This window comes from Microbulbifer sp. SH-1 (assembly GCF_011326135.1).
Classification (GTDB): Bacteria; Pseudomonadota; Gammaproteobacteria; order Pseudomonadales; family Cellvibrionaceae; genus Microbulbifer; species Microbulbifer harenosus.
Genome location: NZ_CP046948.1, coordinates 3,654,703 through 3,668,849 on the forward strand (window position 1 = coordinate 3,654,703; position 14,147 = coordinate 3,668,849).

Below are 14,147 nucleotides of genomic sequence, written 5' to 3' on the forward strand. Positions count from 1 at the left end.
ACAACGGTCGTTAAACCGCCTGCTGCAGAGTGCCTTTTAACTCAGGGAAATAATTCTGCCACTCGCCGCTCACCAGCTGTCGCCGTTTCAGGTCAAATGGCAGCGCCCAGAGATGCAGCTGTTCAGAAAAGCTGAAGCGCGGAAGGGGCTCCTGAAAGTCGGAGTGAGCCGGAAAAATCAGGGCCATGTGACCATAGCCACCCATATACCGCTGGCCATAGGCATATAGCTGGTACATATCGGACTGGCTCAAGTTGTACTTGGCGTCGCCGCTTGCTCTCTGGCTATCGACAAGCTTCCACTTGGTGTCCATTACTGTAACCGAGGGGTTTGAGAAGCGTGTTTCGAGCAGCAGGTCCGGCTTCAACTGAAACCAGCTGTGTTCGCTGGTGGTACTAGCAGGAGTGTGTTTAACCAGGTACTTATCGCAGACCTGGGTGCGTAGTCGTGTATGGGGCGCCAGCTGCCGTCCGAGACAGTGGGCAACATAGTTCTCAAACAGACGCTCCATCGGAAATAGCAACGCGATACCGCGATGACTCCCCTGCTGGAAGCTCGGATTTAACTTTTCCAGAATCAGTTGACACCATGGCTTTACCTCATCGTAATACTGCATCAGTTTGCCCGATTGCCATTTGGGCAGCTCGGCCAGCGGATTGCGGATGGGGGTTAACTCGATCAGCTGGTGCGCCAGCTCATTGGCCAGTCGCCAATTATCCGGATCTCGGGTCAGATTAAGGGTGTAGTCCAACGCAGTTTTCAGCAGCCGGTTTTCGATACGTTGAGGGCTATAGACATCATGCTGGATATGAAACTTGGTGGCCTTGTCTGGTGTCTGCCGACTCTGCCGTGTCTGGTCAAGGCGACCGCGAATAAAACGGCTCTCTTCTTCCACTCGCTGATAGTCGAACCGCAACCCCCGGCACACCAACTGACTCAAGTGATCGAGATACTGGGTGAAAATCCATTCATGCAGCGGTGTGTGCAACCTCTGCAGACTGGCTACGCCGGCTTCGAGCGGCTTTAGTTGTAGACTGACCGCGAGCATATCTCGCAATAGTTGCTGGTTCTCACTTACTTCAAGTTGCGATGGCATATGCCGCTGTGTTTTTGGCAGTACTTCAATGCTCTCGCCACTCGGACTCTGGAGGTAGCCAACGTAGCTGCCAAGCTGCACACTATGCCGGCCTATCTCCCGCAGGAGCTTGCCCTTCTGACTCTGTTGTAGCTCCCACAGCCAACTCAGGGTCGCTTCCGACACGAAGCCCAAATCAAGGTTGGGTGTTCCTTCACGCTTACTGGTCAGTTTGGCGTATTCACGTACCTGGATCATGCTTCCACAGCTTCATATTCTGCCGATGCAGGAGCCGGTATCGTCGCGGCACGACTGGGCATAATGCCGCTATACGCCGCTGCCTGGGTGAATGCCTTTGTGTTTACGTAGAAACGGCGATCGCTAATCTGTTCAACCACGTCCGCCGAAAACAAAACACTCAAGTTCTGTTCGCCGCCAGAACAGATGAAGCGGTCTTCCTTCGCTTTTTCCTGATCGTTCAGCACCCAGCTAATCCGCTGCCAATCGTCGAAGAAATACTCTTGCAATAGCGGAATAATGCCGTTTTCAAAGATGCAGGCCAGTTCCATCTCGCGCGCTTCAGCCCCACTCGCATTCAGAAGTGGCATAAAGTAGCTGTGGCCAATCAAGTGATCACGATCCAGCAACACCTCAATACGTTGGTTGATTACCGCAAGCATTTCACCGATATCAATCCCGTAGGCCGTTACCCCGGCTAAGAGCTTCGGCTCCGGAGCAACTTCGGCGAAGCTGAAGCGGCGTCGCAGTGCCAAGTCCAACTGCGCCAGCGACTTATCGGCAGTGTTCATGGTGCCGATGACATACACATTAGATGGCACCGAAAACGGCTCTTTAGAATAAGGCAGGACCACTTCCCGTGCATCGTCAGCGCCCTTGCGTTTGGCGGGTTCCAGCAGAGTAATCAGCTCGCCGAAAATACGCGAGATATTGCCGCGATTTATTTCGTCGATAATCAGTACGTAGGGTCGCTGTTCCTGCTCGTGTACATCCCTGGGTGCGAGCAACTGCGCAAGCTTGTCCATATCGATGGTGGATGGCCGCAGCTCGTACAACGTCATCTGCGAGAGCGATTTCTTAAACAGCTGTTCTCGCGGCAGGCTGGGTTCATATTGGCGATGCCATTTGACTTGTCGTACCTGACGGTAGAAAGGTCGCTCTTCACTGCCGAGGAATTGATAGTCGCCAGTAATCTCGCCGATAGCGCGAAACTTGTGGTTCCCATCAGAGACGACGACAATATCCCCGTTGCTGATTTGATTCTTGAACATGTGAACAGACGTAATCGGGTAGTCCGACTGTGCTGTCTCCCGGCTGTTCGATGCATCAAACTGCGCGCGCACAGAATCTCGGTTATTGCAATGTGAAAAATCAATGGCCTCGCCGTAACCGAGAAGCACATAGCTATTTTCCAGGCATTCCTGATAGATATCTTCTTCGCCAGCAAGAGTGTTGCCCAGCGACATCTTCCACACTTTACGCCCTTTAAGGTCAATAACTTCGCTGCTTTGGCGGGTAATCTTGGCATCCGCAGCTTCGCATAATTGCTTGAAAACACCTTCCTGAATGGAGTATTGGAGTGCCCCTTGATCGTCAGTCTCGGCACGTATGCCTTCGATGAAGTCTTCGTAAGCAAAGCTCTGGTGGAAGGTGGTGAACACGATGCGCCTCTCCGCAACCAACTCGTCGTAGCGCTGCTTGAGCGCGGCTCGTGCTGTTGCACCGCTTTCAGCGCTGGCGTACGCGGAGAACCATTTCGGGTCGGCAATCTCTACAGCGAGACTAGTAGTTCTATAGGTTTTGCCAGTTCCCGGCGGCCCGTACAGGATCTGATTAAGAGTCTGGCTCGCCATGGTTACCCCGTTTTTTAGTGTTGAATTTGTGACGTTTGGTTCGCTGACAAACGACTCACCGGTAAACCAGTCGCAAAACTGTGTCAGCAGGTCCAGTGAATTAATCGTAATCGAATACGCTTGCTGGCCAGTAGCGAGGGATTTTGCATGCTGTTTTAAATGGCCATTACGCGGTCTTTCCGCTGGATACTCAGTTATTCGACCGTAATCATCCGGGTTGTCGGGCAAGCTGTCTGTGAATAATTGGATTTTCTTCTTACTGGCCGGATCTTGGCTAGGGTCGAAGGCCAATTCGCGGCCGGAGCCGCAGCGATAGGCGGCAATATGGCTAGTGCCAGAGTAAGTGCCGGGAAAGCGCTGGTTAAGATACTCCATTGCAACGGTCGCACTGAAGCCGGCCTGTTGGTTTTCCAGCCAAGCAGTATAGGAGAGCTTGGCAAAAGGCTCATTGAACTGATGCTTAATGGTCGTAAGACATTCGCAATACGCATCCCAGTTGGCAGTTGGTAGCATAACATTTTGCTGCTCAAGCCAAGGTCGGGTCTGTAGATCGATTGGTAGGTAGGAATCTGGAAAAGCGTAAAACAGGCATTGTGTCAGCTTGGCAAATCCGGTGTTTGGGATTCGTAGCGCTTGCTGAAAAAGGGCATCATCGAGGGTCCCGTCCTTTGCCGCAAGGAAGGTTTTCCACAGGGTCGACACCATTTCCGGGGTGCGTTTGCTCGTAAAGGGGAATAGCCAAACCTTCTGAGCCTGAGCGCTGGGCACGCCATCGAAATCAGTGAGTTTGGGTGCATCTATGCTGGCTTTGTCGATCAATTTCGATATCAGCTCCCCACGCTTGTCCAGCCCGTACTTCATAAATAGAGCGAAGAATGTGAATGGATCTATCTCTGCCAGCGGAACTTCGTTGTTGTTCGCATCTTTATCGGTCAGGCCATTATCGATCCCGATTTCCTGTAAAATGGCTACTAATTCTGATTGACGATGCTCGTACTGGACTAACCAGCTCGCAATTGCCTTAAACACCGGAATCCAAGTGAATTGACTCATTATTTTTCCTCGACTACTACCCGTCGCTTTCCGGTCAGCAGTTGCTGCATCAATGCCTTCTTTTCCCGCCTGAGGTAATCTAATTTTTGTTGAAAGCTTTTTGTTGTTTCTGTAGATGCCTGAAGTATATCGGCAATTTTCTCTTGTTCTTCAAGGCTTGGCACTGGAACCCTGGTTCCCATAAATTCAGAAGGTTTAATATTTAGAAGTCCGTTATTTCTGACCCCAGTATTTACCAAAGCGCCAAGTTGAGGTTTGAGATAGTCTGCCTCAAAAAGATACTTGAAGTACCTGTGGCTAAGATCTTGATTAAGCCTAAAGCATACATATACGTGGGGCACTAAGCCTGAATCATAACTATCAAGGTCAAATATACAGCCAAACTCGTAGGTCTTTGAATTCCCTTTGTTGTAGGCAAACTCTCCACTTTTCAGAAGGATATAGTTCTTGACACTCTCACCGGCCATATATCTGCTGTAGCGTTCGTCTTGCCTAACAAATCCTGATAATGAAGATATTGTGAGAATCGGATGTTCGCCCCCATCAGATTTACGTTTGATCCTTTTGGAAATCTGGTTGATGCTTTGGAATTTCCACTCTCCACTAAACCTAACCCCATTTTTATCCAGTAGGCGCTTCTTGCCGGTGAGCAGTTGTTGCATCAGAGCTTTTTTCTGCTGCTGGCTATTGGCGAGCAGTTGTTCGGTGGTGTTGATGACTTTATCCCAGGTGGAGAGGATTTGGGCGATTTTCTTTTGTTCAGAGTATGGTGGTACGGCGATTTTTAACTTTTTGAAATACGGTAAACCAATGGTTTTAATGGTTGAACCAACGGCTTGACGTTCGAATTCTGCCTTATTTAACTGAAGCCAGTTATACAAAAACCAACTGTTTAGCCTTTCCGTGTTGTCGCACTTCCATGCAATAAAGTGTTGGCTTACTGCCATAGGAGTAGCCATGACGCCACTTTTGCCTATGCCAGCGTCGCGAGATAAAACAACTGTTTCTGCTGGATGCAATTCTGCTGAGCTGTTAGCTATTCCTGCTTCAGATATTTCATTATCGGTTTCGTAAACATAGCCTTGGTCTAAGCGGTAGCTATCTGCAAGAGATATCCATTTAATACCTCCATTCCAGTATTCTGGAAAAGATTTACTAGGCGTGTGACCGCTACAGCGATTCGCAAATTTGTCTAGTAGGTCGTATTTCCATCCAGTAGGGATGTTGTCCTTAGCTAAACTACGCGCCATATCCCAACTCCACCAGATACTTGGCCATCTCGGTTTCCAGCTCGGTCAATTGGGATTTGAGCTGTTCACGCTCAGCACGCACTGCAATGAGATCAATCTCTTCTTCTTCTTCAAAGGTATCAACATAACGCGGAATATTCAGGTTGTAGTCGTTCTCTTTGACTTCATCGAGGCTGGCAACGTAGGCATACTTATCCACGTCATTGCCCGAGCGATAAGTCTCAACAATTTTTGCAATATTTTCTTCGGTTAGTAAATTCTGATTTTTCCCTGCTTTGAATTCACGAGAAGCATCGATAAACATGACAGAGTCATCTGACTTATCCTTATTGAAAATCAGAATCGCCGCCGGAATGCCCGTGCCGTAAAAGAGTTTTTCCGGCAGGCCAATCACGGCATCCAGCAGGTTTTCGTCGATCAGCTGCTTACGAATTTTTCCTTCACTGGAGCCTCGGAACAGCACGCCGTGCGGTACCACCACACCCATGCGGCCTGTTTTTGGCTTCAGGGTTTCAATCATGTGCAGGATAAAGGCGTAGTCCCCCTTGGTTTTCGGCGGTACACCGCGGCGGAAGCGGCTGAATTTGTCGTGTTCGGCTTCGTCGTGGCCCCATTTATCCAGGGAGAATGGCGGGTTGGCGGTCACGATATCAAACAGCATTAAGTCGCCATTCTTATCCAGCAACTTCGGGTTACGGATGGTGTCGCCCCACTCAATTTTGTGATTGTCTTCGCCGTGCAGAAACATGTTCATTTTTGCCAGCGACCAGGTAGAGCCAATCGCTTCCTGACCGTATAGGGCGTACTGCTTGCTGCCGTGGTTGGCCACCACCTTTCGGCCACACTTCATTAACAGTGAGCCAGAACCACAGGCCGGGTCGCAAATGCTGTCACCCTGTTGTGGGTCCAACAGCTCGGCGATCAGGTCGCTCACTTCGGGCGGGGTATAAAATTCACCGGCTTTCTGGCCACCGCTGGCCGCGAAGTTTTTGATCAGGTATTCGTAGGCATTGCCAATCACATCCAGTGTGCCCACACGGCTGGGCTTGAGGTTCAGCTCGGGTTTGGCAAAGTCTTCCAACAGGTGACGCAGGATGGTGTTCTTCTGCTTTTCCTCACCCAGTTTGTCGGTATTGAAGGAAATGTCCTGGAACACACTCTTTCCGGCGTCTTTCAGTTTGGTGCCGTTGGCTTCTTCAATGGCGTGCAGCGCCTGATCGATGCGTTCGCCGTTACCGGGTTCGTGGCGGCGTGCGTACAGGGCATAGAAGCTTGCTTCTTTCGGCAGAACAAAACGCTCGTTCTTCATCATCTCTGCGATGAGTTCCGGCTCGTCGCCGTACTCGGCTTTGTAGCCGTCGTAGTGATCCTGCCATACGTCTGAGATGTATTTGAGGAACAGCGTGGTGAGGATGAAGTCTTTGTAGGTGTCCGCGCTGATGGTGCCACGGAAGGTATCGCAGGCGTTCCATAGCGCTTTGTTGATGCTGTCTTGGTTGATTTTTTCGGTGGTGCTCATTACTTCTTCGATTCCTGGTTGTTCTTATCGCCCAATTTTTTTGCGGCTGACTCTAGTTGTTTGATGCTTTTCTCGGGTGCCGGCAGGTCTTCCGGCATGGTGCCGCCCAGTTCGGTAATGGTTTGACGAACCTTCTGGCCTACTTCGTAGTGGGTTTGGTTTGCCTGCTGTTTGCTCTGGACGTTATCGCGGCGGAGTTTTTCTTCTGCCTGGGTGGCACGGAATAGATTCGCGGCCAGCTCGGTCGACCCCATATGGTCGAGAATCTTCTGGCTTTTCTTCAGTCCTTTTCGCGCATGAATGGCTTTTTGGTCTAATCCACCATATAAGCCCTGGTAGCCGTGATTTTGGAAGATGGCGAAATCGAGATTGGTTTCAACGCCAGCCTGTTGGGCCGCTTCGACGAGTTGCTTGTTGTGTTCTTTAAGCTCATTGCGCAGAAAAAGCCGTTTCTGGTCTTCCTTAAGTTGCTGGAATGCCTGGTCATCGGCTAGCTCTTGTCGCCGGGTCTGCACGGCAAAGTAGGTTTGACCCGCCGCAATCACCGGTTTGGTTGGGTCACCATTTTGGACAACCAGGTAGCAGGCATAGCGGGACAATTGAAAGTCGTCGAGTTCACGCTGGGAGCCTGAACCTAAGGTGACCATTTTGGTGGCTTCAACGAAATGGTTATGGATAGATTGACCGCTGCCCTCGCAGGATTGTTTCGCTTTATTTATAACCTTTTGGAAGTTTCTCCAATCGCGATACTCCAAAATAAGCGCTAGATCACGTGCTGACCAGAATTCATTCCCTTCTTCTGTTTGCTGTTTAAGTGATTCAAATGATTGATGTTGTTGGCTCATCACAATACCTCCTTGTTATCGAATAGGTCTCCGGCAATAGCGCTCATCATTCGCTCACCGTTGTAGATTAATTTTTGTACTAACCTTTGTTCTTCGCGCAGGGTGTTAGCCACAGCAATAATTGCGCGCTGCTTCGCCAGGGGCGGGATAACCACGGGGGTGTCTTCTAATACACTGCGACGAATGCTCTTTGTCATTGTGCCTTCCGCATTCTGTTCAAAATAACGCTGAGCCGGTGCCTGGTTCAGTAACCACACCATGAATTCCGGCAGAATGTCTTTTTGTTTCAGGCTGATCACAAAAAAGTGCGGTGCGGCGACCGCTTGCTTGCCGGCCGAGGCTAATGCCTGGTCTACCTGTACGGCGTAGTTATGGCTTCCTCGGGCGGCCACCAAAATATCACCGACGGTGAGAAAGCCGGGTTCACGTTTCCCGGTTAGCTCTGTTTCGAGGCAGTCTGACCACTGAATCCCTTCGGTTAGCGAAATATCTTTCATCTGAACCGCGACCACGGCAGCGCCCGCGACTTCGGGAATCTTGCCCCGAAACGGATAGCCTGCATTGATGGTTGCGATTTGTTTGAGCTTCACGCTTTTTCCTGTTCATGGTCGATGATGCAGAAATAATCTTCCGATCCCGGTTGGGTGTCAAGTTGAAAAGATGTTTCATCGACTTTGATGCAAAGAAAGTGGAGGGGTGCTTTTGCTGAGGATACGGATTGCGTCAAAGGTGGTGATGCTGTAACTCGCGTTGAGGCTCGCCGCATAAGGGTTGGGGGAGGATTGTTTGGGTGTGAAATTCCGGGAGGTTGGCGTGGGAATGTAGGGAGCTGGCGTGAGGTTTGTTTGAGCACAGGAAAGGCCGGTAAATCTTGCGGTTACTGGCTTTTGAGCGAGTCGGAGAAAATCCGGTAAGCGGCGTGGTGCCCAGAGGCGGAAGAATCAGAGCAGCCTAAGGGCTGTTCTGCCCCTGCGGGCTTCGCGCTGGCGCGCTCGTTGCAAATCGCTGGCGCGATTAGTCGAACCACATCGGTGGTTCTTAACCACCGCTGGGCACCATAAAAAAAGCCGCACCCTTTCGGGAGCGGCTTTTTGTATGGTGCCCAGAGGCGGAATCGAACCACCGACACGGGGATTTTCAATCCCCTGCTCTACCGACTGAGCTATCTGGGCTTCGCTTTTATCGGGGTGTCCCCGGCAGCGAGGCGCGTATTAAACCTGCTCTCTTTTGAGGAGTCAACCCCTTGATTGATAAATAGTTTTTGGGGTTTGTGAGCGGTCGCTTACTTGTCGCCGTCTTGCTCCGGTACGAAGCCGTCTGCGGCGTCGTAGTCTTCGCCGCTGAAGAATTTGGTCATCTGATCGGCGAGGTAGGCGCGGGATGAGGGTTCCATCATGTTCAGGCGCTTTTCGTTGATCAGCATGGTCTGGTGGGCCATCCACTCCCGCCAGGCTTTGGCGGAGACGTTCTCGAAAATGTCCTGACCTTTGGGGCCGGGGAAGGGCGGGTTGGGGAGGCCTTCCAGTTCCTGTTGGTATTTGCGGCAGAAGACGGTGCGGGACATGGATTCTCCTAGTGTTTGTTCGAAGTGCGACACCCAGAATCGAAGGCAAGGTGCAGGGGGCGGCTTTTCGGAACTGTCGGCAACAGGGATGTTGCCGACAGAGCGTACAGGGATGTATTCACAGCGGTTCCGAAAAGCCGCCCCCTGTGCGTTGCCGCCACAAAACTATCAACAGGACGCCAACAAAGGCTCCCGAAGCGCGACAAGCTGTTTGACGAGCCTGGCTATGGGCGCCGGCAGTCCGAGATCCTGCCCGGATCTGGGCCGGTCGAGCTGGCGCAGTTTATACCAGCCGCTGGCTCCTTCTGCCACCCGCGCGGGCTTCTGCGGCAGAGTTATCCACACGGGGTGTATGTCCAGGTGGAAGTGGCTGAAGGTGTGGCGCAACAGCGGCAGCGCCTGGATTTCGCTGGCGTCCAGGTCCTGTGCCGCCAGCCATTCCTGGGCGCTGGCCTCACCGCCGTCGTCCCCGTCCAGCTGTGGCGGTATCCACAGCCCGCCCCACAGCCCTGTCGCCGGGCGCTGCTCCAGATACAGCTCGCCGTCGTGCTCGATCAGCAGCAGGGTAGTCTGGCGCTCCGGTTTTTCCTTTTTTGGCTTCTTTCCCGGGTAATCGGTGGGGTTGCCCTGGGCGCGGGCGAGGCAGTGATTCTCGAACGGGCAGCGCTCACAGGCCGGGCGGGAGCGGGTGCAGAGGGTCGCGCCCAGATCCATCATCGCCTGGGTGTAATCCCCGGTGCGTTCGGCGGGCGTGTAGCGCTCGGCGATCTCCCACATCCGGTTCGCCACTGCGGTCTGCCCCGGCCAGCCTTCTACGGCGTGAATACGCGCCAGCACCCGCTTTACATTGCCATCCAGAATCGCCGCTTTCAGGCCCATGCTGATACTGGCAATGGCGCCCGCGGTGGAACGGCCGATGCCGGGTAATTCAGCCAGCGCCTCCACATCCCGCGGAAACTCGCCGCCGTGTTCGTTCACCACAACTTGTGCGCACTTGTGCAGATTGCGCGCGCGGGCGTAGTAGCCGAGGCCGCTCCAGTGTGCCAGCACCCGGTCCTGGCTGGCGGCGGCAAGTGCCTCTACGGTGGGAAAAGATTCCATAAAACGCAGGTAATACGGAATAACCGCCGTCACCTGGGTCTGCTGCAGCATGATTTCCGACACCCACACCCGGTAGGGGTTGATGCTTTGTTGCCACGGCAGGTCGTGGCGGCCGTGCTGGTCGAACCATTTGAGCAGGGCCTGCTGGAAGCGGGCTGGGGTCTTGGGTTTGATCGGGGAATTTATAGGCATGGGTAAAAGCGAAAATCGGCACCGCAAAGGATGCCCATGCTACTGCGTTATGCAATCTCGTCATACCGGCGAATGCCGGTATCCAGTGGTGGTAGCTGGCGACGTGGTGTTGGATCCCGGCATTCGCCGGGATGACGAGGAGATACGTTTATTTCCGTAGCTCGTTCCGCACCTCGCCGCCAAATATGACAACCCCGCCAAAAAACCTTCACCAAATCTTCACCTAATCCCTGTCGCCTGCGCCGTTTTTTTCCGTCGTTGTATAGATCGGACTTGGAAAAAACCGGGGATCTCTGTGGCTGTGTGAATCCGCAACCGAGGCCGATGTTCGCGGGGGGAGTTCCGCCGCACATTTTTATTTTCTTATTTCTTAGCTTTAGAGCGGGGGACAACATGGGATTGAGTGCTTCAAGGCGGCTGCTGTGCAGCGCTATTGGCATGATCGTGGCCAGCCAGGGGCAGGCGGCGGCCATCAAACTGGATGCGTTTGTCGACGGCAAACCGGCGGCGGTGACGGAAGTGCTACTGGACGGCAAGGCCATCGGCAGCAGCGCGGCCGGGGAAAGCTTCTGGTATGACGACCTGCCCGGCGGCGGCCATCAGTTGCAACTGCGCATCGGCGAGCGCGTGATCCCCTACGAATTCACCATCGGTGCCGAGGAAGCCGCGGTGATTATCGTCAACAGCGAATCCGCCAGCGGCCGCGCCATCAAATCGCTGCAGCGTCTTGAACTGTCCGCGTTTGATTCTGCCGGCGCGGAGGGAGAGGGAATTGCCAGCAGCGGCGAGGAAAGCCTGCTGCCGGGCCTGATCCAGGGCAAGGTGGTGAGCGCCGGTGGGAACACACCCCTGCGCAACGTTACCGTCAAGGTCGCGGGCAGCGATCAAAGCACCGTCACCGACCGCTTCGGCGCCTTCGAGCTGGAGCTGCCCCAGGGCGTTTATCAGCTGGAACTACAGCATCCGGAATTCCAGACCAGCCGTCTACGCAACCAGCGCGTGCTGTCGAAAATGAACCTCGCGGTAGACGTGCAGCTCTCGCCGAAGGATGCATTTGCCGGTGGCGACGCACCGGTGGTGGAAGAGGTGCAGGTGCTCGGCCGCTACCTGCCCGGCAACCCGATCGAGATCGAGCGCATCTCTTCCTCCGTGGTAGACAGTATCGACTTCACCCAGATTTCCCGCTTCGACGACTCCATGGTAAGCAGCGCGCTCAAGCGCGTGGTGGGTGTGTCGATGGAAGACGACCGTTACGCGGTAGTCCGCGGCATGAAGAGCCGCTACCAGTCCACTGAATTCAACGGCGCCACGCTGCCGAGCACGGATCCGGCGCGCCGTGACCTACCGCTGGATATCTTCCCCGCCGGCATCATGCAGGGCCTCAGCCTGCAGAAGAGTGCCACTGCCGATGTACCCAGCACGGCCACCGCCGGCCATATCAGTATGCGCACCAGGGATATTCCCGAGGCGGGCTTTTTCAAGATCTCCTCTTCCATCACCCACGGCGACAACCACGGCGATGATATGGTGATTTCCGACACCGAAGGTGACAGGGACTGGCTGGGCATGGACGATGGCAGCCGCGAATTGCCCAACGAATTGACGCCGTCCTTGCAACAATGGGTAAACCTCGACAATGGTGCCCCAGGCTATGGCGGATTCAATGAGGAAGAAGTCATTCGCATGGGCCAGAGCCTTAGGCACAACGCCATCTACAAGGGTGAGGCCCTAGGCGATTCCTCCATGGACTTCAGTGGTGGCAACAGCTGGGATATCGGTGAGCAGAGCCTGGGTGTTATCGGCGCGCTGCGCTACTCCAACAAATGGAGCAACAGCACCAAAAAAAATTCCCGATTTGCTAAATACAACGAGCGAATCGCCCTCATAGAATTCGCGGAAACTGAAGATACCAACAATATTATCGACCTCAGTGCCATGCTCAATCTGCAGTGGAATATCAACGATCGCCACCAGCTGGGACTGAACAATATCGCTTTGCGCCACACCACCAATTCAGCGGAGCTGGAGCACTTCGAGGATGTATCTACAGGTCATGAATTCAAGTTCCAGCGCACCGACTGGATCGAGGAGGAGCTGCTGAGTCACCAGGTATGGGGGTCGCACAGTTTCGATATTTCCGCTGGCGGCTGGAGCGCATACCTGGGTGACCTGTCCGTCGACTGGCAGTTGATGAACGCCGGGACCGAGTACGACCGCCCCAATGCAACTCAATACACTTATCAAAAAGGTGTTACCGGAACAGATAGCTATGGGCTAGTCGTAAAAAATTTTGGGGATCATTACAACCTGTGGGAAACCATGGAGGAAGCCAACAGTGGTTACAGGCTTGATGTCGCATTGCCGATAGAGGACATTTTCGGTGTGTCGCTGTTACTCAAGGTCGGCGCAAATGACCTGCAGCGCGAGCGCGATGGGTATCACTACCGCTATTCGCTAAGCGGTCGTTTCTCATCCGCAGGTATCGCACTGGCCGAAAACGCGGATCCATCCCAGGCGATCATCCCTGAGGTAATTGTGGGCAGACCTGGCCTCGGTGACGGCCCGTCGGGGCTGGGCAGTATGTATATCTATGTTGGCGGCCTGGACCCAGCAATGGATACGGGCTTGGAAGGCGACAGCTATATAGTCGAGCAAAACTCTGACGCCACCTATGGCCTGGTTGAGGCGAATATCCTCGAACAGGTCAAAGTCAATCTCGGAGTGCGCAGAGAAAATTTCTATATGGCCGGCGAGCAGTATATGTACACGGTCGAGCCCATGACCGAACTGCTGGATGAAGAACGCACATCCCCGTCTCTCAGCGTGACTTATCTGTTTAGCGATGCCTGGCAGTTGCGTGCTGCCTATTCCGAGACTGTGAGCTGGCCCGAAATTTTCGAGGTGTTGCCAAGAAAATTTAACGACATAGAAACTCTGGAGCAATACGAAGGTAATCCGGATCTGAAACCGGCGGATATCGAAAACCTCGACCTGCGCCTGGAATGGTACCCATCGGATACCGAATCGGTCACCTTGGCGCTTTTCTCCAAGGATATTACCAATGCGATCGAAAACCGCTTTGACGGTCTTGGTGATGTTTTCGACTACTACACCTTTACCAATGCGGAAAGCGCCGAAGTCTACGGAGCGGAACTGGACTTGCGCCGCGAGTTCGTGCTGGGCCGGGAACAGGGGCACGAATTTTTCGTGCAGTTCAACTACACCGACATCATGTCATCTGTTGACGTAACTGAGGGCAGTGGAATTTTCGAGTACGACACCGAGCGTCCATTGCAGGGCCAGCCGGACTATATCGTCAACCTGCAGCTGGGTTACGACCATGTGGACAGCGGGCAGGAAGTCACTCTGGTGTTCAACCGTAAGGGCGAGGAGCTGGCTATCGTAAATCCAGGTATCAGTGCTGCGGTTTCCAACGTATATGAAATGCCGTTCGACGACCTCAAGCTGATCTACATGAAAGGTTTCGACAATGGTCTCTCCCTGTCAGCCTCGGTGGAGAACCTGCTGGATGCTGAACGTAACCTGGAATATGAAACCCAAGAATTGCCTTACCTGCAATATTCGTCAGGGCGCAAGTTCAAGTTCAAGGCTAGCTACAGCTTTTGATAGGAATTGTTAGGCATTTTTCGTGGAAGTCACATGGCTGGCTTTCACTA

9 protein-coding genes and 1 tRNA gene are annotated in these 14,147 nt (G+C 53.3%); 1 reads left to right on the forward strand and 9 read right to left on the reverse strand.

Annotation, left to right across the window (positions count from 1 at the left end):
* Positions 1-10: 10 nt before the first annotated feature.
* From GNX18_RS15055 to mutY, 9 genes are all read right to left on the reverse strand, one after another.
* Positions 11-1,333, reverse strand: a complete 1,323-nt coding sequence (locus GNX18_RS15055; RefSeq protein ID WP_166219098.1) for an McrC family protein — start codon at positions 1,331-1,333, stop codon at positions 11-13.
* Complete coding sequence (locus tag GNX18_RS15060; protein WP_205827950.1) at positions 1,330-3,999, reverse strand: AAA family ATPase; 2,670 nt, start codon at positions 3,997-3,999, stop codon at positions 1,330-1,332. The genes GNX18_RS15055 and GNX18_RS15060 overlap by 4 nt, the downstream gene beginning before the upstream one ends.
* Positions 3,999-5,249 carry a restriction endonuclease subunit S gene (locus GNX18_RS15065; RefSeq protein WP_166219100.1) on the reverse strand — a complete coding sequence of 417 codons (1,251 nt, stop codon included), beginning with the start codon at positions 5,247-5,249 and terminating at the stop codon, positions 3,999-4,001. Before GNX18_RS15065 ends, GNX18_RS15060 begins: the two co-directional genes overlap by 1 nt.
* Positions 5,239-6,768, reverse strand: coding sequence for a type I restriction-modification system subunit M (locus tag GNX18_RS15070; protein WP_166219102.1), 1,530 nt, complete (start codon positions 6,766-6,768; stop codon positions 5,239-5,241). Before GNX18_RS15070 ends, GNX18_RS15065 begins: the two co-directional genes overlap by 11 nt.
* Positions 6,768-7,613 (reverse strand): DNA damage-inducible protein D, encoded by an 846-nt coding sequence (dinD, locus tag GNX18_RS15075; protein ID WP_166219104.1) that lies wholly within the window; start codon positions 7,611-7,613, stop codon positions 6,768-6,770. Before dinD ends, GNX18_RS15070 begins: the two co-directional genes overlap by 1 nt.
* Positions 7,613-8,203, reverse strand: coding sequence for a restriction endonuclease subunit S (locus tag GNX18_RS15080; protein ID WP_166219106.1), 591 nt, complete (start codon positions 8,201-8,203; stop codon positions 7,613-7,615). The genes dinD and GNX18_RS15080 overlap by 1 nt, the downstream gene beginning before the upstream one ends.
* Positions 8,204-8,709: 506 nt before the next feature.
* Positions 8,710-8,785: transfer RNA gene (locus GNX18_RS15085), tRNA-Phe, on the reverse strand.
* A 110-nt stretch (positions 8,786-8,895) separates the two neighbouring features.
* The gene (locus GNX18_RS15090; protein ID WP_166219108.1) at positions 8,896-9,177 is read right to left on the reverse strand and encodes an oxidative damage protection protein; all 282 of its coding nucleotides are present in this window, start codon (positions 9,175-9,177) and stop codon (positions 8,896-8,898) included.
* A 168-nt stretch (positions 9,178-9,345) separates the two neighbouring features.
* Positions 9,346-10,470 (reverse strand): A/G-specific adenine glycosylase, encoded by a 1,125-nt coding sequence (mutY, locus tag GNX18_RS15095; protein WP_166219110.1) that lies wholly within the window; start codon positions 10,468-10,470, stop codon positions 9,346-9,348.
* A gap of 393 nt (positions 10,471-10,863) precedes the next feature.
* Between mutY and GNX18_RS15100 the strand changes: the two genes are divergently transcribed.
* On the forward strand, positions 10,864-14,097 hold the full coding sequence (locus tag GNX18_RS15100) for a TonB-dependent receptor (protein WP_166219112.1): 3,234 nt from the start codon (positions 10,864-10,866) through the stop codon (positions 14,095-14,097).
* The last annotated feature ends 50 nt before the right edge of the window (positions 14,098-14,147 follow it).